Source organism: Mucilaginibacter sp. Mucisp86, assembly GCF_047324315.1.
Lineage (GTDB): Bacteria > Bacteroidota > Bacteroidia > Sphingobacteriales > Sphingobacteriaceae > Mucilaginibacter.
In genome coordinates, this window is record NZ_CP168503.1 from 1,958,728 (window position 1) to 1,984,551 (window position 25,824).

Consider the following 25,824-nt stretch of genomic DNA (forward strand, 5'->3'; position numbering starts at 1 on the left):
GTTTTAATCGGCACAGCAAATTAATGAAATATTATGCAGATTGGCCACATGACTTTTAGATGCAGGAATTAAGATGAGAATTGATTAAATTTGTATAACAGCGATTTGAAACATGACGACAGTAACCGTAGATATTATAAACGAAAAGGCCATGAAGCTTTTGAAAGACATGGAACTTCTTCAGTTGATCCGGGTACATACCGAAACTAAGGAATACTCCAAAAATAAAAATTGGATTGCCAAATATAAGGGAGCAATGACTAAACAGCCGTTACCCGAAGTTGACGCCCAATTAAAAGAATTGAGAGACGGATGGGAATAACTTATCTTTGGGATAGTAATACAGCAATCTATTTCCTGCAAAAACAATTTCCTCCTGTAACAGAAAAGCTTATTGAGGGATTATTAACAGAAAGTCTTCCAACAATATCAGCAATTACCGAGATTGAATTACTTTGCTGGAAAACAACTTCTGATGCTGATCTCCAACTGCTGGCTGATTTCATTAACGACGTAACTATCTTCGAACTCGAAAAAGCAGTAAAGCTTAAGACTGCAGAAATCCGTAAAACAAATCGCATAAAACTTCCTGATGCAATAATTGCTGCTACAGCATTAGTTCATGAACTTACACTTGTAACAAGGAATATCAAAGATTTTGATCAAATCAGGGGGCTAAAAGTCATTAATCCTTGGGCCTGATATTGCGATAGAAGCCTCTTTCCCGTCACGGGGTACACTATCGCTAAACCCGCGGCAGTTATAACAAAAACGCCCGGCTTTCGCCGGGCGCTACAAAATTTAATTCCTCATCTGCAAATTTGAGATCTGCACATCAAAAATCAATTACTTAGTATTATCTGCATTAAATAATTTCGATTTATCTACTTTCTCAACAGCTTGCCCATCGCTAAGTGTTTTTGAGATAGCCGAATAAGGGGCTGATACTACTTCCTCACCTCCTTTAAGACCGGATAGGATCTGGATATAACTATCATTTTGAATACCCGTAGTTACCTGCACTTGTTTCAGTTTGCCCGCATTAAGTACAAATACATATTCTTTAGCTACCGGGCTGATCTGTGGCTTACTCTTATCATCATCAGCTTTCGGCGGACCATTATTTTCTTTCTTCTCTTCGCGGGTGGTTACCGACTGGATCGGTACCGACAACGCTTTGGCAGAATTGGTGCTGATATCAACAGTAGCAGTTAATCCCGGGCGGAAAGGAGACGGGTTATCGGCTGTTTTCTTTAACAGGGCGGCGTATGATTCAGCATTGATCCTCACCTTTACAGTGAAGTTAGTTACCTGATCAGCAGAGGTACCTACTACGTTTGCCGAGCTGCCTATTTCAGTTACCACACCGGTAAATTTCTTGCCTAAAAATGCATCTACTTCAATTTTTGATGAATCACCAAGAGAAATACGGTTGATATCATTCTCGTTCACATCAACATTAACATCCATTTTACTCAAATCAGATATGGTCATGATCTCGGTACCGGCAAACTGCTGGGTACCCAAAACACGCTCGCCTTTTTCGACAGATAGTTTTGAAACAACACCATCAACCGGCGAGTAAATGGTAGTTTTTGCCAAGTTATCCTGAGCTTCCTTAACAGATGCCTGAGACTGGGCTAAGCCGTATTGTGAACCTACAACATTCTGTTTGGCTGCCTCAAGAGAAGCTTTAGCGCCTTCATATGCAGCTTTAGCATTTTCAAATTCCGAAATAGTTAATACCTTTTTATCAAAAAGCTCTTTACTGCGTTTGTAAATACCAGCCTGATTAGCATAAGTAGCTTCGGCTTGTTTAAGCATTTGGCTTGAATTACCTACACTGGCTTTCTGGGTATTGTATGATGCGATAGCACGGTCATAACCTGACTTTAAAATGTCTGGTCTGATTTTACATAATAGCTGGCCTTTTTTAACCACATCCCCCTCTTTAATGGGCAGCTCAACCACCTCGCCCGATACTTCGGGGCTTATCTTAACCTCAACATGCGGTTTGATTTTTCCACTGGCCGATACTGTTTCATTTATTTCACGTGTTTCGGCCTTTTCGGTAGCTACCTGGGTTAGCGCAGGCTTACCTATTAAGCCCGCCGCCTTAGCAATGATCAGCAGGACAATCAGTACGCCAAGACCTATCAGAATATATTTAGTAGTTTTTCCCATGACGGTGAATTTGGATATTTTACGGTTAAGATTTTATTAAAGTGTTATAGGGTTGCCTAAATAATAGTCAATGACTTTGCTTCTGAAAATCACCTGGTATTGCGCCTCAATCATATCAAACTGCGATTTGTTGAGGTTAGTTAATGAGGTGTTATAATCAAGTGAGTTAACCAGACCAACAGTATAGCGTTGCTGTATAATATTAAACGCATCTTTATTGGCGTTGTAGGTTTGCGTTGCCGATGCATAACGCTTATCCGCCGCCTGCAAATCCCATACAGCCTGGTAAATGATCTTGCTCAGATTATTACGGGCCAGTTGCGCCGTTACTTCGGCATTTTGATTTTGCAGTTTGGCTTTCCGTACCGCCGTGCGCGACTGAAACCTGTTAAATATTGGAATCTGCAAACTTAAACCAACTGTTTGATTAAAATTATCTTTCAATTGCCTAAAAAAGGGATTGCTTTTAAAACCTACTTTATACCCATTGACTACAACCTGTTGTTGGGTATTTTGCACAAAACCAATAGTGTCAACTCTGCCTGTTGGCGTATAGCTGAAAGGGACGTTTTTTGCATCAGAAAAATTTGAACCGGCTGCGCCAAACAAAACTATAGATGGATAATAATTCCCCTGGGCTATTTTAACTCCCTGCGCAGCGGCTTTCTGGCGTTGCTCGGCCAGTAATACGTCCGGGTTTACTGCAAGGGCTGTTTTTACAACCTCTTGGGCGTCGTACACGGTTTTCACATTGTTAAGCTTGCTGATATCGGGGCGTTCAACCTTAATATCAGTTCCCGGATCCATCTCCATATATTGTTTCAGCGTTAGCAGCGATTGCTCCAGCTGATTTTCGGCATTGGTATAGTTCAGATCGTTGGTTGATAGCTGCGCTTTAGCTTGCGACAAATCTGCAAGGGTTTGATTTCCCACATCAAAATTTTTCTGCGCACGGTCTAAAGCTATTTTTGACACATTAATTTGTTGCTGCGCGGCAGTTACCAAATCCTGGTTAGTTAGTACAAGCAGGTAAGTGGTTACCACGTTTAATATCAAATCATTTTTTACCTTGGCTACGTTGGTTTTATCGGCGTCAAGTAAAATCTTGTTCTGGATAACCGTATTACGCAATTGCCCACCCTGAAATAAGGTCACCTGCGAACTGAAGTTGCCATTAACCGCCAGGATCCGCTGATTACCAAACTGGTTGGTTGAGGGGTCAATACTCCGACCAAAATTAAACGCGGCCTGCGGACTTACACCCAAATTAGGCAATTGATTGTACTTCGACTGTTTAAGATCTTCATTTGTGACAGCGGCCGTAAACTCGGCTTGTTTAATGGTAAGGTTGCGTTCGAGGGCAAGATCTACCGCTTTTTGCAAGCCTATTACTTCCTGCGCACCGGCATTAAAGCCGCATACCGAAAATATAATTGTGCAAATGAGCGTTGCTTTAACTGATAGTAATAATTTTAGTTTCATAAGGTTTTTCTATACAATGGTAAGCAACTGTTCATTACATTGCAGTGTTTATTTTTGTTAAATGTTGTTAATAGGGATAAAACACAAACTACCTCATCTGTATGTACCTGGTTAAAACTCCCTGGCTGCTAAAAAAGCTTTATCCCCAACTTACCTGGGAGATAAAATCAACTGACCGTTGCATTTATCTCACTTTTGACGACGGCCCTATACCAATTGTTACACCGGCTGTATTAAATATTTTAAAACAATACAATGCCAAAGCCACCTTTTTTTGTATTGGCGACAATGTACGCAAACACCCTGATATTTTTGAACAGGTAAAAGCCGAAGGCCATGCAATTGGCAATCATACTTTCAACCATCTTAAAGGCTGGAAAACCGACACGCAAACCTACCTTGATAATTTTTTAAAGGCTGATAAATTGCTGGATACACGCTTGTTTCGCCCTCCTTATGGCAGGATCAAAAGGGCCCAGATCCGCGCGCTGAAAACAGCAAAGCCCGATCTTAATATTTTTATGTGGGATGTGCTCAGCGGTGATTTTGACATGGCGCTTCAACCCGAAGATTGCTTAAAAGGAGTGCTTAAATATACCGAAGCAGGATCGATGGTGGTATTTCATGACAGCATCAAGGCTTTTAAGCGATTGGAATATGTACTGCCAAGGGTATTGGAGTTTTGGAGTAAGGAGGGGTTTAGTTTTACCCCCCTGGCCCCCTGAAGGGGGGATCAAGTGCTAAAATCAAAAAAGCCGTATGCTGCAGGCACACGGCTTTTTGATGCGGGGCGTTTTTCTCAGCTTATTTTTTCACAGAAGCATTTTCTGCTGCTTTGATAATTACAGCGGCAACAGCTTTAGGTTGCGATATGAAAACAACATGGCTTCCTTTTATTTCGGTTATTGTTGTATTTGAACGTTTGTACATAGCACGTTCTATATCAGGGTTGATACTTTTATCTTCAGTAGCAACTATGCCGTAAGCAGGTTTAGTTTTCCAGGCAGGATTAGTGATTGGCGTACCAAATCCCTTTGCATAAAAGGCACCTTGTGAAGCATACATGAAATCAGCTTCTTCTTTGCTGATATCGGCACAAAAGCCGGCATGGAATTTAGCTTTGTCATAATAAACAATGCCTTTATCATCTGGTGCTAAAACACCGTTTTCGGGAGCAGGAGGAGCAGTTTGTAACCACTGAACAGATGTTTCACCTTTATCCGGCTGCAGTGCTGCGATATAAACAAGGGCCGCTACCTTCGGATTGTTACCTGCTTCAGTAATTACTGTACCACCCCATGAATGGCCTACCAATATAGCTGGTCCGTCTTGTTTGTCAAGTGCAACTGTTACAGCTTTAACATCGTCTTCCAATGAAGATAATGGATTTTGCACCACAGTAACGTTGTATCCTTTTTTGGTAAGTTCGGTATATAAAGCTTTGTAGCCAGAGCCATCGGCAAATGCGCCGTGAACCAATACTACATTTTTAACGGCCTGGGCCTGTGCTGAAAAAGTAAAGCCTAAAATTGCGGCGAAGATTAACGCTAAACTGATTATGCCTGCTTTAATGCTGTTTTTTAATGTTGGAGTTTTCATATTGTTTTGTTTTTAAATGTTGTGTTTGATTTAACAATACAAAAGTGCCCCAAATGCGGCAGGCTGGAAATGTCGCCAGTTCCCGAAAGATTGTAATTTCTTCCCGGATGGTTTAAAGGAGTTGGGAAAGTCCTTCAATTCCCTCCCTTGGGAGGGGTGCGGCTGGTTTGCGCGGTGGCAGGGAGGGGTTTGTACGCCATGCTAATATGCCGGGCGATGCCCCCCCTCCCTACACCCTCCCAAGAATCACACATAATCCTGCTTTTAACATAATACCTTTGTTTCCTTTCACGCTGCCACCTGCTGAGTCTTCCCGCTCCTGAACTCAGCGGGCGATTGCTTGGTATGCCGTTTGAAAAAATTGCAGAAATAGGCCGGATCTTCAAAACCCAGTTCATAAGTAATCTGCTTAACCGACTTGGTAGTGTAGCTAAGCAGCCGCCTGGCTTCAACAATAATACGCGCCTGGATTACCTGCTGTGGTGTTTTGTCGTTATAAAGGGAGAAAATATTTGACAATGTTTTAGGCGATTTATTCATCAGGCCCGCATAAAAGTTGACTGAATGTTCGCTTTTGAAATTCATTTCAACCAGCAGGTTAAATTTCCGGAAGATGTCCAGCTTTTGATCCTGGTTGTTTTCTGCGGGGATATATTCAGTACGGGCCATCTGTGTCACCATGATGATCAGCCGCTTTAACAGCATGATCAGCATATCATTCTGAATATTATCTTTAATATGCAGTTCCTGGGTAAAAATATCAAGTAATACTTTAAGCTTTGATTGGTTGGGATCATCCAGAGGAATGAACAGCAAATCGCCCATGCCAAAAAGAAAGCCTACGCAGCTTACTTCAGTATCATGATCAATCAGGCAGTAAAACTCCCTGTTAAACTGCCAGGCGATGATGTCCGCAGATCTTTCGAAGGTAAATGTCTGATCGAACATGAGCGGCAGCAGCGTGTTGGAATTAAATGCATGATCCACGCCATCTATATTGATAATCTGGCTTGCGCCGGTATTCCAGGCAATAGTAAAGTACTTCTTTGCTTTATCACGGGTATAAAAAAAGCGGTCAAAATTTTCCTCTCCGCTGATCAGTAACAGATCGCCGCCGGTTTTATGATCGGAAACAATTAACTTCATTAATTTTTTTGGTGTTAAAGATAAGGCAGATTGATGAGGTTTTAAACAAAACATCCGCATACGGTTTAAGGCATGCGGATGCTTAAAGGGTAGATAGTTTATTTTTACACTTCAGAAGCTTTTTGGGCGGCTTCAATGATCACTTCGGCAACAGTTTCCGGGTGCGACATAAAGATTACGTGACTGCCTTTTACCTCTGTAACGATAGTGTTTGACCGTTTATACATAGCATGCTGAATATCCGGGTTGATACTTTTATCTTCCGTAGCTATTAAACCATAAGCAGGCTTGTGACGCCAGGCCGCATCAGTTATTGGTGCAACAAAGCCCTGGGCATAAAACGCGCCCTGTGAGGCATACATAAAAGCGGCTTCATCAGCGTCGATATCAGCGCAAAACCCTGCATGAAATTTATCTTTATCATAGTATACTATACCTTTTTCATCAGGAGGCAGCACACCGTTTTCGGGTGCAGGTGGGGCAGTTTGCAGCCACTGTAATGCCGACTCACCGTTATCCGGCTGAAATGCCGCGATGTAAACCAAAGCAGCTACATTTGGATGGTTCCCCGCCTCGGTAATAACAGCGCCACCCCATGAATGCCCGGCAAGAATAGCTGGCCCGCCGATCTTGTCCAGCACAACGTGTGTTGCTTTTACATCATCTTCCAGTGAACTTAGCGGGTTTTGTACAACCAATACATTATACCCTTTTTGAGTAAGGATTTGATAGAGGGCTTTAAAGCCTGAGCCGTCTGCGAATGCACCATGCACGAGCACGACATTTTTTAAGTTTCCCATAGTTAATCTGTTGTTTTATAACGATTTGACTTATCACAAAGCAACAAACTGTTTCAGCTTAAAACAATGTATGAATAGCGGAAACATATGTACAATTAGCGGTATTTTTTCCGGAAAGCCACCGGCGACATTTTTACCATACCGATAAACATCTTTGAAAAATAGGTATAATCGGCATAGCCCAGTTCAAAGGCGATAGCTTTAATAGTTTTATCGGTATAGATCAGCAGGCGTTTAGCCTCAACCATAATCATATACTGGATCCAATAACTAACCGTGTTACCCGAAATTTCTTTAACCGCCTCGTTAAGATAAGGCGTAGATATATGCAATGCCGCGGCGTATGATGACGGCTTTTTCAATTTTTTATATTCTGCAAAAATCAGCCTTTTAAAAGCTGTAGTGATCCTGACCGCGCTGGAATCTTTTCTTCCATGTGCTACTGTGCTATCGGTATATTCTCCGGCAAACATACCAGCTACCGCATCTATCAACCCGCGTTTAATATGCTCTTTACAGCTATTGATGCTTTTATCTTTTATCTCTGCAGCCAGCAACAAAATAGCAGCCTGTAATCTTTTAGCCTTTTCCGGATCTATTGAAACCGGTATTTGTGCAAAACAACCCTCATCAAGGATATACTTATAAGTTTGATTAAGCAAAAAGGCATCCACTGCAATAACATAGGCATCGGCATCGGTGTCAAAATGCTGCATTACTTGTCCCGGCAAAATGTAATAAACAGACTGGGCGGGTATCACCACCCCGCGCGAATCAACAATGAGTTTCAGGTTACCTTCATTTACCAATACAAAAAGATAATGCTCATTGCGGTGCGGGCTTTTAAGAAAATGGAGGTCACCCGCTTTTCTGTAATCAACCACTTGCAAACCAAGCTCAGTTACTTCGTCAAGTTTGATTGTAGGAATAAGTTCATTGCTCATTTTGTTAAATTTAATACAGTTATGCACTGTTGTTTAATTAATTACACAAAGTTGCTTATTCATCAGCGCAGTATATCTATGTATAATTCCCGGATGATTGTAATTATTTCCTGTTGGACGATACCAGTTCAAAATCCCTGCCTTACAAAATAACAGGGTTTTGAACTATTGCCGAATTATCTTTCCTTTGCACCCATGAGCAACGAACTCACCGACAAGGCATTTTGGGCCGGTTACTGGGAATCAAAAAAAGACCTGGCTTTTAATGTGCCGGCAAATTATACTTTTCATAAACTACTGAAAAACATTACAGAAGCTAACAAGCCGGCTTCAGCCATTGAATTGGGCGGTTTTCCGGGGTATTTTGCCATTTTTTTGAAAAAGTATTTCGGATTAAAAACTACGCTGTTTGATTTTTACGTACACCCTAAAGTTTTAAAGGAAGTACTGGATGCCAACCAGCTTAATGATCAGGATATCGCGGTTATTGAAGGTGATCTGTTCAAATATCAACCCGCAACCGAATACGACCTGGTACTTTCGTGCGGATTGATTGAGCATTTTAATGATACCAAAGGCATTATCGAAAAACACCTCTCCTTTCTTAAACCGGGCGGTACACTGTTCATTACCCTGCCAAATTTTACAGGTGTTAACGGCTGGGTACAGCGCAATTACGATCTTAATAATTACGAAAAGCACAACATCAATAGCATGAACCCGGCACTCCTGGCTAATTACTGCAAGGAACTGGAGCTAAAAAATGTTGAGGCATATTATTACGGCAAGTTTTCGGTTTGGCTGGAAGATAAGGCCAATAAACCGGCATTGGCTAAAGCCATCACCAAACTGGTTTGGGTGGCAGGTAAGGTTGTCACTAAAATTATCCCGTTTGAATCAAAACTGTTATCGCCTTATATCGTAGTTACAGCAACTAAATAAGGGGTTTTATCAACTCCCTTTTCGGAAACTATATTTTGCCAGTTTATGGTGTAAATATCCGCGTCTTTTCATCGCTTCCGAAAGCGTTTTGTCATCAGCAAAATCATCACGGAGTTTGGTTACACCAATTCTTTGCGAACCATAGATACCTGTATGCCCGCTGAAAAGGTAAGCGGTAAAACAAGCTACAGCAAATAACAGGGCATGCTCGCCGCCAAAAAGCTCTATCCCCATAAATGTGCAAGCCAGCGGTGTATTGGTTGCGCCTGCAAAAACGGCTATAAAGCCTAAAGCCGCAAACAGGCTTACAGGAGCATCGAGCAAGCCGGACAAAGTATTGCCCAAAGTAGCGCCGATATAAAACAGAGGCGTTACTTCGCCGCCTTTAAAACCGGTACCTAAGGTTATAGTAGTGTAGATGGTTTTCCAGAGCCAGCTCCAGGTATCGGCACCGCCGGCATGAAAGGCCGATGGAATGGTAACGGCACCCAGGTGTTCGGCATCTACCCCTAAACTTAAATAATCGGGTTTACCATTAATAAAAGTAAGCGCAATGATGATAAACCCTCCAATAAAGGGAATAAGCCAGGGGGTTTTAACATATTTAGTGAAAAACCTTTTAATGCCGTGCACCATTTTTGCGAACAGGTAGCTGGCCAATCCGAAAGCTATTGACGCTACTATTGTTTTCATGATCAGCAACAGATCGGTTGAGATATAACCCGAAAACCAGTGTGGTATAACAGGGATAATATCGATATGATAAGGCGTATGATGAACACCCCAGGCCGACACCGTAACATCACCAACTATGCCGGCGATGAGGCAGGGTAGCAGCGCATTATATTGTACCCGACCAATAGTTAGCACTTCCATAGCAAAAACAGCCCCTGTTAATGGCGTACCGAACACCGCCCCAAAACCTGCCGCTATACCTGCGGTAAGTAATGTTTGCGTATCGGCTTCATTGAGTTTAAGCCATTTGCCTATCATTTGGGCTAAGCTGCCCCCCATTTGCACAGCCGTACCCTCTCGCCCGGCCGAACCGCCAAACAGGTGCGTAATGATGGTAGTAATGAGTACCAGCGGGGCCATGCGTTTAGGAACCCCGCCGCCGGGATTATGAATTTCATCGATAATTAAATTATTTCCCTTCTCTGCCGAACCACCAAAAAGTTTATAGATGAAGTATATGGCTATACCTGCGAGCGGTAGCAAATACAACAACCAGTTATGAGTAAACCGAAAATGAATAGCCCAACTCAATAGCCAAAGAAATAAAGCCACCGCACTACCGATAACAGCGGCAATAGGAATGACGATGACCGTCCAACGAAGGGCGTTCTTCAGGATTGCGAAATGTTGTGAAGAGAAAAGTTGGTTTTGCATGCTGCTGATATTATTTACCCACAAAAAATTATCACAGGGCAAAACCCCGTGAGTTAATTATCTGTAGGCGCCATCAGCTTTTTTAGGGCGGTTAAGTAGGAAGACACCATTTCCTTTTGATGAGGCTAAGATAGCTTTCTTTTGTTAAAAATAAAATATGGAAAAATCGCTTTAAGTATAAGGAGGCACCTACGGAGCCAATACATGTGCTTCATTTTCTATAAACATGGTACACCTACGGAGTTTGAAACAGCATATTCACAAAACTCCGTAGGTGTACCATGTTTATAGCTTACGCAAGCGAGAAGACATCTGGCTCCGTAGGTGCCTCCTAATTAAAAGTTCCTCAAACAAAATAGCCTTACTTAGCACGCATGCATGAGTAAGGCTATTTTTCCAGGTCGGGTTGAACCAACCGGCTCAAGTTATTCTACTTAAGCAATGCTTAGTGTTTCCACATCCTTCAGAGCCAGAAGCATTAATTTACCCTGGTATTCCACCCAGATGTCGGCGAAACTGTTCTCATCGTACCCCATAAATTTTAATGGATGACCAATGTGCAGGTTTTTCCATTTTTTCCCGATGTACTTAAGGAGTTGTCCGCTTTTTAGTGTGTGCTTTGCCATAAGTTTTAACTTTTAGGAGTGAAAAACTAAATTAATTAACGAAACCGATAAAATTTAACTTTTTAAGAATATTTTTAGAATTGTATCAGGTTTATTACAACTGTTGGTTAAACAGCCTTAGCCTTACTTTGCTCAATTACCTCTAAATAAAAGTTCTCGTACTTGGGCAAAATGGTAGATAATTCGAACTCTTTGGCGTGCGCCAGCGCATTTTCTTTAAATTTAGCTAAACGTTCTTCATCTTCCAAAATAAATATTGCTTTTTCCGCCATGCCGTCCACATCGCCGGGCTCTTTCAAAAAGCCGGTTAATCCGTCAACGTTTAATTCGGGCAAACCACCCGCATTACTGCTGATTACCGGCACCTTACAAGCCATGGCTTCCAGCGCCGCCAAACCGAAACTTTCCGACTGCGATGGCATCAGGAACAGGTCCGATACCGAAAGGATCTCTTCAACAGCATCCTGCTTACCTAAAAAGCGCACATTATCGGTAACACCCAGATCACGGCAAAGCTGCTCACACATGGAACGCTCTGGCCCATCGCCCACCATTAGCAGTTTAGAGGGGATCTTTTTGATCACTTTGGCAAAGATCTTCACTACATCTTCGGTACGTTTTACCTTGCGGAAGTTAGAGGTATGCACCAATATCTTTTCGCCCGAAGGGGCAATGGCTTTCTTAAAGTGATCTTTCGGTTTAAGGCTGAACCTGGTAAGATCGATAAAGTTAGGGATCACCAGGATCTCCTTCTTAATATCAAAAAACTTATAGGTATCGTCTTTGAGGTTTTGCGATACTGCAGTTACGCCATCACTCTGATTGATGGAAAAAGTAACAACAGGTTTAAATGTGCGGTCTTTACCGACCAGCGTAATATCGGTACCGTGCAGCGTGGTTACTACCGGTATATATATGCCATAAGTCATTAATATCTGCTTGGCCATAAACGCAGCCGAAGCATGAGGGATAGCATAGTGTACATGCAATACATCCAATTGCTCATGGCGCACCACGTCAACCAGCCTGCTTGCCAGCGCCAGCTCATACGGCGGAAAATCAAACAGCGGATAGTTGGAAACCGAAACTTCGTGATAGAACAGATTTTCGGAAAAGAGGTCCAACCGGGCAGGCTGGTTATAGGTAACAAAATGTACCTGGTGACCGCGGTCGGCAAGGGCTTTACCAAGTTCAGTGGCAACAACCCCGCTTCCGCCAAAGGTTGGGTAACAAACAATTCCGATTTTCATTAATATGAATATGTTTTAATTGGTGCAAGTTTAACTGCAATTTACATCAAATGTGTTAAGGCTGTGTAAAATGATGGCCGGATGATAATTACCGCATATTTATTTTGCGGCCATAGTAAACCATACTTCAGGCTAAGCGTTTAAACATATATTAAACTTACAACAAACGTCTGATTATCAACATGAGCAGCAATATAAATTTAGCGATAAACGGCATACAACATATCGGCATCCCGGTAACCAATACTGAAGCATCACAACAATTTTACAGCCGGTTAGGCTTTAGCAATGTAATGCAGGCCCCCTTTACAGATAATGGTGGCACCGGCACCTGTGTTATGATGCAGCGCGGCAATATGATCATGGAACTTTACCAATTGCCGGAGGCTTCGTTAGCAGAGATCCGCTCGCGCTCAAACGGGCATGTCGACCACGTGGCTTTTGATGTAGATGACATAGACCTAACTTTTAAGACAATTAAAGAAGCCGGCTTTAATGTTCTTGAGCCGGAACCTGTGTTTTTGCAATTCTGGAAAAAAGGCTGCAAATATTTCAACATCACTGGGCCGGATGGTGAGCGGCTGGAGTTTAACCAGATATTGTGATTTGGGATTTCGGATGTTCGATTTCGGATTTAGATAGGCTGACAAGGAAAAGTTAAAGATGGGGTCATGCTGAGCCCGTCGAAGCATGGTGGGCTGGGCCTCTGCGTGCGTTCTTCGACAGGCTCAGGATGACGGCCCCTTTACACCTAAACATCACTTTTACCTTTAGAATCTATGAATTTTTCAAACACAGCATGATAAAAGTTTAAAACGCCCTGAATAACGGCCTGCTGATCAACGGCGAAAACGACCATGGGACAGAACTTAATATAACCAGCAGTGCAATAGTTAGCCAGATAGCTATAGTTTTAAACTTTTCCTGATCAGTTGTTTTCCGTTTAGCTTTTGCCGAAGCTATGGTGATCAGCGTTATGCCGATGAGCATCATGGTGACATGCTCCATGCCAAAAAACCGGATCTGCCGCTCGTGCACCGCTTCTTTAAAATGGCTGATGAAGTAATTTGCTATTGGACTTATAAAGTACAACCACAACCCAACAACTAATTGGATATGTGCCACGGTAGCAGCAATAGTGCGCACCCGTTCATCCAGTTTTGAAAAAGTTTTATTGCCGAGCCACCCGACATAGGCACGATAAAGAGCAAAAAGTAAACTGGCCAAAACAAACCAGCGAATAAGGGAGTGTAGTGCTAAAATAAAGGCGTACATATATTATATTATGACGAGCGGCAAAGGAAAAGATTTTATTTGAAATAAAATTATTTTGATGCCAGCCCTCTTATGTAAACAGTACCAGGCTTATCGTTAGGGTTCGGTTTATAAACAAACCCTTTACGGGCTTCAGGCGCCAGCATCCATATGTTGATTGTTACGTCAGTTGTAGCACCCTTATTCTTTTTCCAGGTTAAGTTTATTTCGTTAATATCCTGTGCAGAAATGAGCATGCTTTCATCATCAACAAAATAGCCATCTATAGCAAACCTGGCTTTGCCATCTATATTAAACCTCTTTTTTATATCATTAAAGGTGTTTGTTTCAATCTTCACATCTTTTTTAAGTGTGATGGATATTACACCAAACCTGCTTAAATTGGCCAGATTGGCTGGCGAATCCCTATCTTTCAAAACCGTTAAGGAAGCAATATCGTTAGGGTTTATATGACCAAGCCCGGTAATGATATTGGAGTTAACAATAATTAATGGTTGCTTTTCCTTCGCATCGGGCAAATGGCGGTATAACGAGTCCGATGCATTGCTTTTGACAGCCTTTGCACTATCAGCTTGTGCCATTACACTAAATGCACTAAAAACCGCAACTAATACTGTAATAAGTTTCTTCATGGTTTATAATTTATGGATAAGATGTAAGTACCATGCAATTTCCATAAATTAAATCGCTTTTTTTTAAGAAAACCTACCTGCTTGCCGAAACCTGATTAGTGAGCTTTACAAAATCATCAACGCTCAATCTTTCCGCACGGAGATCAAGTATCGGCTCACTGGCCATTTTTTCTTTGTTGATGAGTGACGAAATAGCGTTGCGTAAAGTTTTACGGCGTTGGTTAAAACCTGCTTTTACTATCTGCCAAAACAGTTTTTCATCGCAATCAAGGGTTTGTTTATCATTGCGGGTAAGCCTGATCACTGCCGATAGTACTTTTGGCGGAGGGTTAAATACACCGGCTTTTACCGTAAACAGGTATTCAACTTTATAGTAGGCCTGCAAAAACACACTGAGGATACCGTATTCTTTGCTGCCCGGTTTTGCGGCACAGCGTTCGGCAACTTCTTTCTGGAACATGCCAACTACCTCAACCACCTGCTGGCGGTTATCAAGCACTTTAAACAGGATCTGCGATGAGATATTATAAGGAAAGTTACCGATGATGGCGAAGCTTTCAGGAAAAATGCTCTGAAAATCAAGCTCCAGAAAATCGGCATTGATCAACCGTGTGCCTAACTGCGGATATTTCTTTTTCAGGAAATCGTACGATTCGGTGTCGATATCGATAAGCGATGTTTCGTACTCAGTTTTTTGCAGCAGGAAATCAGACAGTACACCCATCCCCGGCCCTACCTCAAGCACATGACCGAAACGCCCTTCGGGCCTCAGACTGTCAACTATCTTTGCTGCTATGTTTTTATCAGTAAGAAAATGTTGCCCTAAATGTTTTTTTGCCCTTACCAATGTCATTATTAATCAAATATTTGAGCAAATTAAATCATATTTGTGCTTTTATCAGGAACTGTAAGCTTAAAATCTTTTATTTGCATGTGTAAAGATAGGTTAAAGGTAAAAGGTTTGCCTTAACTACTAAGCTCTTATAAACCATTACAGGTTAAAGGCGAGTGGTAAAAGGCAAAAGGTTTGGTTAAGCTTTTATAAACCATTAATAATCATCACTGTTAAATCAACTGAAATCATTGCTTAAAAATCAGTGAAATCATAATTTAATCGGTGAAATCCACATAAAAAAATGAGCGATAAATTAAAAATTGGGATCAGCATTGGCGATGTAAACGGCATCGGTTTAGAGATAATTATTAAAACTTTGGCCGACAGCAAAATTTATGAGTATTGTACGCCTATTGTTTACGGGCATACCAAGGTGGCTTCTTTTCACCGTCGTGCAACCCATGTAAATGAGCTTAATTTTTTAGTGATCAATGATCCGTCGCAAACGCATTTCCGCAAGCCCAATATGATCAATTGCTGGGAAGAGGATGTAAAAATTGAGTTGGGCCAGGTTACCGAAGCAGGCGGCAAATATGCCTTCAAATCATTAGAGCGCGCAGTATACGACCTGAAAGAAGGTTACATAGATGCCCTCGTAACAGCTCCTATCAATAAGGATAACATCCAGAACGATAAATTTCATTTTCCGGGCCATACCGAATATTTGCAGCAATATGATGGCGCCGCCGAATCGCTGATGTTTTTAGTAAGCGACACTTTGCGCGTTGGCGTGGTTACCGGCCACATCCCGGTATCGAAAATTGCCGAAAGCATCACTGCCGAAAAAATATTGGCTAAGCTGAAGTTGATGAATCACAGCCTGCAAAATGATTTCTGGGTACGCAAACCCAAAATTGCTGTATTGGGACTAAATCCCCATGCGGGCGATAACGGCCTTATTGGCAGTGAAGAAAAAGATATCATTATACCTGCCATTGAAGAAGCCCGCTCAAATAATATCCTGGCGTTTGGCCCGTACTCTGCCGATGGCTTTTTTGCCAATGGCACCTACCTTCAGTTTGACGCTGTGTTGGCCATGTATCATGATCAGGGCCTCATCCCTTTTAAACAGATTGCTTTTGAATCGGGCGTTAACTTTACCGCCGGCTTAAACTTTGTGCGCACCTCACCCGATCATGGTACCGCGTATGATATCGCTGGTAAAAACCAGGCCTCTGAGATCTCGTTCCGCGAAGCTTTGTTTACTGCCATTCACATTGTAAAAAATCGCCGCGAAGGGCTCGAACTTAATGAAAATCCGTTATTATTTAGCAAGTTGAGCCGCGATAGGGATTAAAAAACGTTCTGTAATAGTAATGTTTCAATTTAATTGCCGTTAAATTAAAACATTTACCCCGCTACGCGCATTTACATGACTGAATGAGTAATTTTCTGAGTCGTATACGTTCAATTGATGCTTTCCGTGCTGTAACAATGTTTTTGATGATATTTGTGAATGACCTGGATGGCATTCCGAATACCCCAAACTGGCTAAAACACGCGGGCTCAAATGTGGATGCACTGGGTTTGGCCGATACCATTTTTCCGGCATTTTTATTTATCGTTGGGCTTTCAATACCCTTTGCTTTTCAAAACAGGTTAAAGCAGGGTGATAACTTCAAGCTGCTATCACGCATAGTAAGCCGCTCGTTTGCGCTCATTTTTATTGGCTTCTTCCATGCTAATATGGAAACTTATAATGAGGCTACTACGCTGTTGCCCAAGCCTGTTTGGGAAAGCCTGGTAACTTTCAGCTTTTTCTTTATTTTTTTAGATTACAGCAAAGACACACCACCCACAAGGCGCTATTTATTGCAGGGTTTCGGGGTTTTATTACTTGCGGGTATGGCTGCCCTTTATCGCACCAGCGACCCGGGACACACCTGGCTGCATTTTACCTGGTGGGGCATTTTAGGCTTAATAGGCTGGTCGTACATGTTATGCGCCCTTATCTACTATTACTCCGACGGGCATTTGTGGGTGCAGCTGGCAGCATGGATGTTTTTCATGTTCTTTAACCTGGATGTGCATTTCGGTTTTCTTGATTTTATCGACAGGCTGCAGGGCTATATCTGGATAGCGGGCAACGGCGCTATGCAGTCATTCACCATGGCAGGGGTATTTATATCGGTACTGTACATGCGCCTTAAAGCTAATAACGAAATGAAGATGCTCTGGGTAGCCATGATCCTGATTGCTATCATCCTTTTTAACCTCGGCTTCATAGTACGTTATTTTAGTGGTGGTATTTCTAAAGAACGCGATACACCATCATGGGTGCTCATTTGTACCGGGATAAGCCTGGTGGTATACGCCTTTTTCATTTTCCTGGTTGATGTTAAAAACAAATACAACTGGTTTAAGGTAATAGAGCCAGCCGGCACCAACACCTTTACCTGCTATATAGTACCTTTCCTGTTTTACCCTATATATGAAATGAGCAGGATAGGCTATCCCGAATACCTGAGCCAGGGTATCGGGGGCTTAATCAAATGTATTGTTTTTGCCTTTGTAATGGTATGGCTTACGGGGTTGCTGGATAAGATCAATATCAGGATAAAAATATAAGCAGATTATTTGGTTTGATAAGTCCGAACAAGATCACCTGTGCTGGGTTCTACAATTACTGCTGTATCGCACCAATTAAATAAAACCAATTCGTTTTGATCATTGATTAATGCCCCGACAAAAGGGCAATCTTTGCCCTTATAATATAGCGGCACATCCTTAATCTGCCACAAAAAATTGCCTACCCTGTCAAATGCAAAAACATTACGACGGTCATAAACTCCGTTTGGAATTTTCAATATAACAACTAAAATATTATCGACTTCAAAAATAGCGTCGACAGGATATTCAAAATCGACGATATTATCCTCGGTAAACGTTATTTGATTGCCATTTTTGGAATAAGCCATTGTTAATTTTTTAATTAAATGGGCAGAGTTAGGTTTTTTTCGATTTAAAATGTAAAATATATGTATTAAAAATCAAACCAATACCACGGTTAATTGCATTTAACACATTAGTGTTTATATTTGCGTTCGCAAAAAAACATCATTTTACTATAATGAGAGAAATACAATTCAGAGAAGCGCTAAGAGAGGCCATGGTCGAAGAAATGCGCAGCGACGAGAATATATACCTGATGGGTGAAGAGGTTGCCGAATATAACGGTGCGTACAAAGTAAGCCAGGGAATGCTGGACGAATTTGGCGAAAAACGCGTTATAGATACGCCTATCTCTGAATTGGGCTTTGCCGGTATCGGCATCGGCTCGGCAATGAATGGCTTACGCCCTATCATTGAGTTCATGACTTTCAACTTTTCACTCGTAGCTATCGACCAGATCATCAATGGCGCTGCCAAAATGATGTCAATGAGCGGTGGCCAGTTTTCGGTGCCAATTGTTTTCCGCGGCCCAACCGGTAACGCAGGTATGCTTAGCTCACAGCACAGCCAGTGCTTTGAAAACTGGTATGCCAACTGCCCGGGCTTAAAAGTGGTTGTACCGTCAAACCCTTACGATGCTAAAGGCTTGTTAAAATCAGCTATCCTTGATCCGGATCCGGTTATTTTCATGGAATCTGAATTAATGTATGGCGATAAAGGTGAAGTACCTGAAGAAACCTATTACATCCCACTGGGTAAAGCAAAGGTAGTAAAAGAAGGTTCTGACGTTACTTTAGTTGGCTTTGGCAAAATCATGAAAGTGGTTATCGCTGCCGCTGCTGAACTTGAAAAAGAAGGCATCCATGCCGAAGTGATCGACTTGCGTACCGTACGTCCTATCGATTATGCTACAGTTATCGAATCTGTAAAGAAAACAAACCGTTTGGTAATCATCGAAGAAAGCTGGCCTTTAGGTTCAATTGCTACCGAGGTTGCTTTCAAAGTTCAAAAAGATGCTTTCGATTACCTTGACGCTCCTATACAGCGTATCATGGGTGGCGACGTTCCGCTTCCTTATGCTCCAACTTTGATCCAGGAGTACCTGCCAAACCCTGAAAGGGTGATCAAAGCGGTTAAAGAAGTAATGTACGTTACCAAGTAATCGTTTTATAAATAAAATATCAAAAGGGCCCGGTGTGAAAATATCGGGCTCTTTATTTTTATCACCCTCAACCTAACTTTTTAAGTTCCTTATCATTATGAAGTACTTCTTTGCTTGTATTTTCTTAATAACAGGCCTTTTTGCATACGGGCAAAAAGCAAAAATAATCCCGCTGGATGATGTTGAGATCGGCAATGTTTTGAAAGAAAATCAAGCTATTATTTACGGAAGTTTTATTCAGCGCCTCAGCTTTTGGCAAACCGGTTACCAGCAAAATATCAGGATCAGAAACCTGGAAACCAACGAAATATTTTCATTTGTGGTGAAGCCCCCACTCAGGTCAAGAAAAGAGAACCAATTTTGTTTCTTTATAAAACCCGGTACTTATGAGGTGGTAAACTTCTATTATTCAAAAAGCAAATGGTATGGCACAGAATATAATATGAGACCGGTTTTCAGAGGGATTGATTTTGAGGTCAACGTTAAAAATAAAATAGACAGTGGCCTCATCAAGCTGGAAGATCTGCATCGTATTGTTTTTAAAGTAGCTAACAACACGCTTACCTATCTTGGACAATGGCACTTTGAATCCGGTGCGCCATCATTCACCGATGAAAAGGCAACACTTGATAAGAAGCTAAAGGAAGATTACGTTCTTCTTGAATTTGAAAAGGCTGTCACCGTACTGCCCGAGTAAAATTTTACACCCGTATCAAAATCTTTTTTTGTAAAAAATACCTACTTTTAAAAATTAACATTTGTAAACATGCGTTACACCTATTTTAAAGCATTTAAACCGTTATTTTTTATAGTATCGGCCCTGATACTGATTAGTGATACTGCTTCCGCACAAACCCAGCCAGCCGCCGTACCGGCCACTGCCGCACCGGCTGCAGTTGCCGGTGTGCAAACCCATATTGATAAGTTTTTTAAGGAATACGATAAGCAAGGTACGGCCCGGGCGGTGATTGATATTTTTAAAACCAATAAGCTGATGGATTCAACCAGGCTTACAGGGCTTATTGTTAAAATAGACTCCATGAGAAGCGTAATCGGCAAATACCTTGGCAAAGACCTTATCATGCAGCGTAAAGCCTCAAACAGCCTGGTATTATACAGCTACCTGCTTAAACATGAAGGCCAGCCGGCACGAATGACCTTTATGTTTTACAAACCGAAAAACGAATGGGAAATTTACCGTTTATATTTCGACATAGACGTTGACGGTGAACTTGCCGAGTCATCAAAGGTGACGGGAAAACCTTAAGAAAAGGTGAAAGGCGAAAGGATAAAGGTGAAAGGCTTATCTTGTATTGCCGATGAAGCAACCTTTTGCCTTTCGCCTTTAACCTTTTACCTCAAAATTAATCCACCAAGATATTTTCTCCAAACTTTTGGGAAACCGTGGTATCCTCGCGGTCTTCGATTTTTATCACCAGCGAATTATCGTAGGGTATTTTTTCAATCAGTTGGATTTTTGTGCCGATGCCGATGTTCAGCTTTTGCAGATATTGCAAAAAAGAGCTGCTGGTATCACGCACTGCGGCAACCTGGCTTTGAGAGCCGGGCTTAAGTTCAGACAAGCTTACGGAATATGATTTGGGCACTTTGCCGTTGGCTTTCGGAATAGGGTCGCCATGAGGGTCATACTCGGGGAAGCCCAGGAATTTATCAAGCCTGTCGGCGAGGCTGGCATCATTAATATGTTCCAGCTCTTCGGCAATATCATGGATCTCATCCCAATGATAGCCTAACTTCTCCAGCAAAAAAACCTCCCACAAGCGATGGCGGCGTACAATTAATATGGCATCCTTTAAGCCCTGCGTGGTTAGCCTCACACCTTTCTTTTTATCATATTCAATCAACTGCTTTTCGGTAAGCTTACGGATCATATCCACTACCGACGCCGGATTGTTATTAAGCGACTCTGCAATGGCAGTAGGCGTAATTTTAAAATCCTTCCCCTGCGATGCAAGGCGATAAATAGCTTTTAAATAGTTTTCTTCCGAAAGCGTGTACATCAGTAAAGAGGTTGATAAAATACAAACATAAGCAAAAGGAGGACGCTTATTATATGTTGAACGTTACTAATTAGCTGTATGTACCCGTAAAAACAAGAACGGCCTCCTTATCTGGAAGCCGCTCATGTTTTAGAAAATGTCTTTATTAATGGTGCCCGTGACCACCGCCATGTCCATGTTCGCCACCGCCGTGGCCATGTTCGCCACCACCATGCCAACCTCCCCTGTTTGGGTTGCCACCGTGCCAGCCATTATCGCCACGCCATCCACGGTCGCCCCCGCGCCAGTGATTAGCATATCTTACATCACGGCTGTTACGAATAATAACCTGGTCATGACGACCACGATAGCCATAATAGTGATCCCTGTAATAAGTATTACGGATCCATGGGTTGCGGTCGTTTATTACAACCTTGTAACCATTGTACACATTGTAATTGCGATATCTTACAGGTAAATACCTGCGGTGTACCCATACATTGTTTTCAAAATAAACGTAATTGTGTGCCGGTACATCGTAATAAGCATCAATGTCGGGCATGTAATAATAATTTACATAATCATACCCTACCGGGCCCCAATCTGGCTGACTGCCTATATTAATACCCAATCCAATACTCACTTGTGCCGAAGCCATCTTTGCAGTGAAACAGCTTAATAATATTGCAGCCGATAAAATAATCTTTTTCATGACGTGTGTAATAAGTTATGTAGGTATGACTATGGTTAACGCCCATGGTTTAACCTGTTTTAATACCTGTTGCGCTATTTATTCAAAATAGATGCCATTGTAATCACCTCCTTAGTGTAACGAACTAAAACTAAGTTATTACAATTCAGCCGCTACAGCTTGTTATTGTATTAATTAAACGCCATGTATTTTAAATTAAAAAACCTGTGTTTTACTATTAAAAATTAAAATTTACAGCGTGGATAAAGGTTAAATGCGGATACTCAATTGCGACAACACGCTGCTACGAATTGTATATAAAAATATACAATAATAACAATCTACAAAAAAAGCTACCCTTTTCGGGGTAGCTTTAAATATTAATAGTTAAAACTAAATTATTGTTTAGGTGGGGCAGGCTGATCGGCAGGTGCTTTGCCTATCAGATCCATAAACTGATCCAATTTTGGTGTAATGATGATCTGTGTACGCCTGTTTTGTGCTTTACCACTCGGAGTTGAGTTATCAGCAATAGGATTGTACTCGCCACGGCCACCGGCAGTTAAACGCTTAGGATCAACCTGGTAAGTGGTTTGCAGCGCCTGTACTACTGATGATGCACGTAAAGCACTTAAATCCCAGTTATTACGGATATTTTTCTGTGAGATAGGTACGTTATCAGTATTACCTTCAATCAACACATCGTAATTGCTATAATCCATAATGATCTTAGCTATTTTGCTCAAGGTAGCGCCAGCTTTGTCTGATATCTCGTAGCTGCCAGATTTGTACAGCATGTTATCAGATAATGAAATGTAAACAACCCCTTTTAACACTTTTACGTCAACATCCTGGGTTTCCTGCGGAGTTAACGAACGGGTAAGGTTGTTGGTTAACACCATATTAAGCGAATCGCTTTTGTTTTTAGCATTAACCAGTTGCTGGATATAACGGTTAGAAGCGTTGATTTCATCAACCAGTTTTGAAATGTTAACATTGCCCTGGCTGCTTGAATTTAAACATTTATTCAATGCATCCTGTAAAGCAGTTACATTGTTTTTTTGCTGCTCAATTTGTTCTTCAAGGCTTTTGTTGCGGCTATTAGCTACCGCAAGGGCTTGCTCGCTGGTTTGATATTTAATGCTCAAATCCTTGGTACTGTTTTGCAGTTGCGTGTAATTAGCATCCAGTTCTTTGTACTTCTTGCTGCTTACACAGCTTTGGCCTAATACTGCTACTACAAGCAGCGCCAAAACGGATATTCGATATTTCATAAGTGTAATTTGATTTAAATCGTTTAACAATAAATCGGTTAACTAAGTAACGAATATAATGTTTGTTTATAGCTAAACCTAAGTAAACAAACTATAAAAGTTAACTCAAACGTGACATAAATCGGCAAGTTTTGTGCCGAAGGACTGGAATGCCGCTCATAGCGGAAATGGCAAGGATTTCCATCAAAAAAGGACTGTCCTTTTTGGGGGACAGTCCTTCATAAAAACAATCAAAAATTACAACAATATAAAAACTTAATCACGGTGGCCACGGCCATGATCGTGATCGTCGTGACCGTGGCCACGTTTATCATGTTTAACTACATCAACCCTGCGTACGGTTTTGCGTTCAACATAATGGTTACGATACTTTTCATCATGGCTATCGCGAATCACAACCTGATCATGGCGGCCTTTATATGAAGCATATTTACGTTTGTAAACATCGTTTCTAACCCATGGGTTACGTTCATTAACTACCACTTTATAGCTGCGGTATACATCATAGTTGCCAAAACGCGGAGGTAACATGGCACCATGAACCCAAACATTGTTATCAAAATAAACATACTGGTGAGCATTGATATCATAATAAGAATCAATATCGGGCAGGTAGTAATAATCTACGTGATCATAACCTACCGGGCCCCAGGCCGGCTGGCTGCCAATGTTAATATTTAAACTTATTTGAGCGCTGGCTATTTTTACAGTTAAACTGCTTACTAAAATAGCAGCTGTTAAAATTATCTTTTTCATGTTGTGTTATTGTTTTGTTTGTAAGTATGACAATAACCGTGCATAAAAGTTTAACCCGTTACATGTTGCAACGGGTAACTAATTGGTTACAATATTTTAACTGATTTAAAACCTACTGATAATCAAACTATTCGTCATCATTATCTTTATCGGCAGCCTTTTTTCCGGCCATGGCAAGTACAGGCTTGCCAATAACTTTATAGCTGCCCTCACCCTTAAGAATAGATGCCAGCTGGGCTTTATCCTGCATGGTTTTTACGGCCTGAGCAAGTTCCTTGTCGTACTTAAAATTGGTTTCGTAGCGGCCTTTTTCGTAGTAATAGCGTGAAGCAATCTCATTTTCAAGCACTTGCCTTATCTCGTCTTTGTGCTGGATAAGATCATTCTTTTTGCTGGCAATCAATTTTGTTTTCAAACCCTCATATTCGGTCTGAATATCGTTGAACTGCTTATCCCTGGTGGCTTCAAGTTTTAAGGTGGTTAGTAATTTTTCCGACGCGGTGGTATAGTTGTAATTTTTATCGGCCAGGTATTTTATAAAGTCGTTGTAATCACCATCAGATAGCGTAAACGACCGAGCATCAGCAATTTTGGAATGCTTGTCGCGATAAACAGTTGCATAATCAAATATTAATAGCTTGCCTACCAGTGCCTGGGTAACGTTGGCAAATTTTTCCTGTTTAATAAACAGATCAGGATAAATGCCGCTGCCATCATAAACAGAGCGGCCGTTTTTTGTTTTAAATTCGTGGATAAGTGAATCAGCCACTTTTACCACGCTGCCATCATCTTTACGGTGAGTGTAATCCAGTGCCTGGATGCAGCGGCCCGATGGTACATAATACTTGGCGATGGTAATTTTTACCAGGCTATTGTATGGTAAATTAAACGTTTGCTGTACCAACCCTTTGCCATAGCTGCGCTGCCCGATAATAACCGCACGGTCGAGGTCCTGCAATGAGCCGGCAACAATTTCACTTGCCGATGCTGAATGGCTGTTAACCAGCACAACCAAGGGCAAATCAGGTTCGAGGGGCGAGCTAATAGTGCTGTAGGTAAAATTCTTTTCCTTTATTTTTCCTTTTTGCGATACGATTTCTACATCTTTTGGCACAAAAAGGTTTACAATTTTAACGGCCTCCTGTAATATACCGCCGCCATTTGATCGCAGGTCGAGAATAATACCGTTAGGGTTTTTCTTTTTCAGCTCGGTAAGCGCAGTAGTAACTTCGGCGGCTGAATTTTCGAGGAATTTATCCAGCTTAATATAGCCCATGTTACCATTAACCATCCCATAATAAGATACATTGGGTTGCTTGATCTCGTCGCGGATCAGGTTTTTCTCAAACGGCTGTGGTGTGTTATCTCGTTTAATGAAGAGTTTTATGGCAGCCCCCTTTGAGCCTTTAAGCAACTGGCTTACCTGGTCATTATCTTTACCGTTCAGGTCAACATCATTGATCTTCAGTAGCTGATCGCCGGGATGAACATCTCCTTTTTGGGCAGGAAAACCCGCAAAAACTTCGGATACAAATACCTTGCTGTTGCGCACAAAGATGCTGGCGCCAATGCCCCCATACTGGGTACTTACGTAATGGAGCTTATAGTCTTCTATTTCTGATTCGGGTACAAACTCGGTATAAGGATCAAGGCCATCGAGCATGGCGTCAACACCGGTTTTAACCAATTTGGCCGAGTTGATATCGTCGACATAATTGATGTTAACTTCCTTGTACACCGAAGCGAACACATCAAGATTTTTCGAGATCTGGAACAGGTCGTCATTAAAACCTACTATACCTGCGGCCAATAATGCAATACCTGCAAATAAGCCGGCTTTTTTGTATCCTTTTTTGAACACTAACCCCTGTTTCATCATTTATCC

28 protein-coding genes and 1 riboswitch are annotated in these 25,824 nt (G+C 41.7%); of the genes, 10 read left to right on the forward strand and 18 right to left on the reverse strand.

Annotation, left to right across the window (positions count from 1 at the left end; translation table 11 throughout):
• Positions 1-112 precede the first annotated feature (112 nt).
• Entirely contained in the window at positions 113-322 is a 210-nt protein-coding gene (locus ACEN9X_RS08100) for a hypothetical protein (RefSeq protein WP_413669890.1), read from the forward strand.
• Positions 313-702 carry a type II toxin-antitoxin system VapC family toxin gene (locus ACEN9X_RS08105; RefSeq protein WP_413669891.1) on the forward strand — a complete coding sequence of 130 codons (390 nt, stop codon included), beginning with the start codon at positions 313-315 and terminating at the stop codon, positions 700-702. The genes ACEN9X_RS08100 and ACEN9X_RS08105 overlap by 10 nt, the downstream gene beginning before the upstream one ends.
• Positions 703-846: 144 nt before the next feature.
• Here the strand turns inward: ACEN9X_RS08105 and ACEN9X_RS08110 are convergent, their stop codons facing one another.
• Positions 847-2,184: an efflux RND transporter periplasmic adaptor subunit gene (locus tag ACEN9X_RS08110; protein WP_413669892.1), complete on the reverse strand. Its 1,338-nt coding sequence runs from the start codon at positions 2,182-2,184 to the stop codon at positions 847-849.
• 36 nt (positions 2,185-2,220) lie between these two features.
• Positions 2,221-3,666, reverse strand: coding sequence for a TolC family protein (locus ACEN9X_RS08115; protein WP_413669893.1), 1,446 nt, complete (start codon positions 3,664-3,666; stop codon positions 2,221-2,223).
• Positions 3,667-3,767: 101 nt separating this feature from the next.
• Here ACEN9X_RS08115 and ACEN9X_RS08120 point away from each other — a divergent pair, with 101 nt between their 5' ends.
• On the forward strand, positions 3,768-4,391 hold the full coding sequence (locus tag ACEN9X_RS08120) for a polysaccharide deacetylase family protein (RefSeq protein WP_413669894.1): 624 nt from the start codon (positions 3,768-3,770) through the stop codon (positions 4,389-4,391).
• Positions 4,392-4,470: 79 nt separating this feature from the next.
• On the opposite strand, the gene ACEN9X_RS08125 is transcribed toward ACEN9X_RS08120, so the two are convergent.
• The 4 genes from ACEN9X_RS08125 to ACEN9X_RS08140 all read right to left on the reverse strand — a co-directional run bounded on the left by ACEN9X_RS08125 (position 4,471) and on the right by ACEN9X_RS08140 (position 8,155).
• Positions 4,471-5,265, reverse strand: a complete 795-nt coding sequence (locus ACEN9X_RS08125) for an alpha/beta hydrolase (protein ID WP_413669895.1) — start codon at positions 5,263-5,265, stop codon at positions 4,471-4,473.
• Between the two features lie 288 nt (positions 5,266-5,553).
• Entirely contained in the window at positions 5,554-6,411 is an 858-nt protein-coding gene (locus ACEN9X_RS08130; protein WP_413669896.1) for a helix-turn-helix domain-containing protein, read from the reverse strand.
• A gap of 104 nt (positions 6,412-6,515) precedes the next feature.
• Positions 6,516-7,211 carry an alpha/beta hydrolase gene (locus tag ACEN9X_RS08135; protein WP_121233348.1) on the reverse strand — a complete coding sequence of 232 codons (696 nt, stop codon included), beginning with the start codon at positions 7,209-7,211 and terminating at the stop codon, positions 6,516-6,518.
• 95 nt (positions 7,212-7,306) lie between these two features.
• Entirely contained in the window at positions 7,307-8,155 is an 849-nt protein-coding gene (locus ACEN9X_RS08140) for a helix-turn-helix domain-containing protein (protein WP_413669897.1), read from the reverse strand.
• 195 nt (positions 8,156-8,350) lie between these two features.
• On the opposite strand from ACEN9X_RS08140, the gene ACEN9X_RS08145 reads away from it, so the two are divergent.
• Entirely contained in the window at positions 8,351-9,097 is a 747-nt protein-coding gene (locus ACEN9X_RS08145; RefSeq protein WP_413669898.1) for a class I SAM-dependent methyltransferase, read from the forward strand.
• Positions 9,098-9,106: 9 nt separating this feature from the next.
• Here ACEN9X_RS08145 and ACEN9X_RS08150 read toward each other — a convergent pair whose 3' ends face one another.
• The 3 genes from ACEN9X_RS08150 to bshA all read right to left on the reverse strand — a co-directional run bounded on the left by ACEN9X_RS08150 (position 9,107) and on the right by bshA (position 12,362).
• Complete coding sequence (locus ACEN9X_RS08150; protein ID WP_413669899.1) at positions 9,107-10,486, reverse strand: voltage-gated chloride channel family protein; 1,380 nt, start codon at positions 10,484-10,486, stop codon at positions 9,107-9,109.
• Positions 10,487-10,543: 57 nt separating this feature from the next.
• Positions 10,544-10,609, reverse strand: a riboswitch (Fluoride riboswitch).
• 311 nt (positions 10,610-10,920) lie between these two features.
• A complete protein-coding gene (locus tag ACEN9X_RS08155; RefSeq protein WP_091215242.1) occupies positions 10,921-11,112 on the reverse strand; it encodes a hypothetical protein in 192 nt (63 codons plus the stop codon).
• Between the two features lie 107 nt (positions 11,113-11,219).
• Complete coding sequence (gene bshA / locus ACEN9X_RS08160; RefSeq protein WP_413669900.1) at positions 11,220-12,362, reverse strand: N-acetyl-alpha-D-glucosaminyl L-malate synthase BshA; 1,143 nt, start codon at positions 12,360-12,362, stop codon at positions 11,220-11,222.
• A gap of 182 nt (positions 12,363-12,544) precedes the next feature.
• On the opposite strand from bshA, the gene ACEN9X_RS08165 reads away from it, so the two are divergent.
• A complete protein-coding gene (locus ACEN9X_RS08165) occupies positions 12,545-12,967 on the forward strand; it encodes a VOC family protein (RefSeq protein ID WP_413669901.1) in 423 nt (140 codons plus the stop codon).
• Positions 12,968-13,172: 205 nt separating this feature from the next.
• On the opposite strand, the gene ACEN9X_RS08170 is transcribed toward ACEN9X_RS08165, so the two are convergent.
• The 3 genes from ACEN9X_RS08170 to rsmA form a co-directional block, all read right to left on the reverse strand.
• Positions 13,173-13,637 carry a hypothetical protein gene (locus tag ACEN9X_RS08170; protein WP_413669902.1) on the reverse strand — a complete coding sequence of 155 codons (465 nt, stop codon included), beginning with the start codon at positions 13,635-13,637 and terminating at the stop codon, positions 13,173-13,175.
• 50 nt (positions 13,638-13,687) lie between these two features.
• The gene (locus ACEN9X_RS08175; RefSeq protein ID WP_413669903.1) at positions 13,688-14,269 is read right to left on the reverse strand and encodes a hypothetical protein; all 582 of its coding nucleotides are present in this window, start codon (positions 14,267-14,269) and stop codon (positions 13,688-13,690) included.
• Positions 14,270-14,342: 73 nt separating this feature from the next.
• Positions 14,343-15,122 (reverse strand): 16S rRNA (adenine(1518)-N(6)/adenine(1519)-N(6))-dimethyltransferase RsmA, encoded by a 780-nt coding sequence (gene rsmA / locus ACEN9X_RS08180; protein WP_413669904.1) that lies wholly within the window; start codon positions 15,120-15,122, stop codon positions 14,343-14,345.
• Between the two features lie 283 nt (positions 15,123-15,405).
• Between rsmA and pdxA the strand changes: the two genes are divergently transcribed.
• Positions 15,406-16,461: a 4-hydroxythreonine-4-phosphate dehydrogenase PdxA gene (gene pdxA, locus ACEN9X_RS08185; protein WP_413669905.1), complete on the forward strand. Its 1,056-nt coding sequence runs from the start codon at positions 15,406-15,408 to the stop codon at positions 16,459-16,461.
• A gap of 83 nt (positions 16,462-16,544) precedes the next feature.
• On the forward strand, positions 16,545-17,732 hold the full coding sequence (locus tag ACEN9X_RS08190) for a DUF5009 domain-containing protein (protein ID WP_413669906.1): 1,188 nt from the start codon (positions 16,545-16,547) through the stop codon (positions 17,730-17,732).
• Positions 17,733-17,737: 5 nt separating this feature from the next.
• On the opposite strand, the gene ACEN9X_RS08195 is transcribed toward ACEN9X_RS08190, so the two are convergent.
• A complete protein-coding gene (locus tag ACEN9X_RS08195) occupies positions 17,738-18,082 on the reverse strand; it encodes a hypothetical protein (RefSeq protein ID WP_413669907.1) in 345 nt (114 codons plus the stop codon).
• A 152-nt stretch (positions 18,083-18,234) separates the two neighbouring features.
• Between ACEN9X_RS08195 and ACEN9X_RS08200 the strand changes: the two genes are divergently transcribed.
• The 3 genes from ACEN9X_RS08200 to ACEN9X_RS08210 all read left to right on the forward strand — a co-directional run bounded on the left by ACEN9X_RS08200 (position 18,235) and on the right by ACEN9X_RS08210 (position 20,485).
• The gene (locus ACEN9X_RS08200; protein ID WP_413669908.1) at positions 18,235-19,218 is read left to right on the forward strand and encodes a pyruvate dehydrogenase complex E1 component subunit beta; all 984 of its coding nucleotides are present in this window, start codon (positions 18,235-18,237) and stop codon (positions 19,216-19,218) included.
• 97 nt (positions 19,219-19,315) lie between these two features.
• On the forward strand, positions 19,316-19,915 hold the full coding sequence (locus tag ACEN9X_RS08205) for a hypothetical protein (RefSeq protein WP_413669909.1): 600 nt from the start codon (positions 19,316-19,318) through the stop codon (positions 19,913-19,915).
• 69 nt (positions 19,916-19,984) lie between these two features.
• Positions 19,985-20,485, forward strand: a complete 501-nt coding sequence (locus ACEN9X_RS08210; protein ID WP_413669910.1) for a hypothetical protein — start codon at positions 19,985-19,987, stop codon at positions 20,483-20,485.
• 97 nt (positions 20,486-20,582) lie between these two features.
• On the opposite strand, the gene ACEN9X_RS08215 is transcribed toward ACEN9X_RS08210, so the two are convergent.
• From ACEN9X_RS08215 to ACEN9X_RS08235, 5 genes are all read right to left on the reverse strand, one after another.
• Positions 20,583-21,239 (reverse strand): metal-dependent transcriptional regulator, encoded by a 657-nt coding sequence (locus tag ACEN9X_RS08215; protein WP_413669911.1) that lies wholly within the window; start codon positions 21,237-21,239, stop codon positions 20,583-20,585.
• 145 nt (positions 21,240-21,384) lie between these two features.
• Complete coding sequence (locus tag ACEN9X_RS08220) at positions 21,385-21,930, reverse strand: hypothetical protein (RefSeq protein WP_413669912.1); 546 nt, start codon at positions 21,928-21,930, stop codon at positions 21,385-21,387.
• Between the two features lie 377 nt (positions 21,931-22,307).
• A complete protein-coding gene (locus ACEN9X_RS08225; RefSeq protein WP_413669913.1) occupies positions 22,308-23,183 on the reverse strand; it encodes a flagellar motor protein MotB in 876 nt (291 codons plus the stop codon).
• A 255-nt stretch (positions 23,184-23,438) separates the two neighbouring features.
• Positions 23,439-23,939, reverse strand: a complete 501-nt coding sequence (locus ACEN9X_RS08230; RefSeq protein WP_413669914.1) for a hypothetical protein — start codon at positions 23,937-23,939, stop codon at positions 23,439-23,441.
• Between the two features lie 127 nt (positions 23,940-24,066).
• Positions 24,067-25,800, reverse strand: coding sequence for a S41 family peptidase (locus tag ACEN9X_RS08235; RefSeq protein ID WP_413669915.1), 1,734 nt, complete (start codon positions 25,798-25,800; stop codon positions 24,067-24,069).
• Between the last annotated feature and the right edge of the window lie 24 nt (positions 25,801-25,824).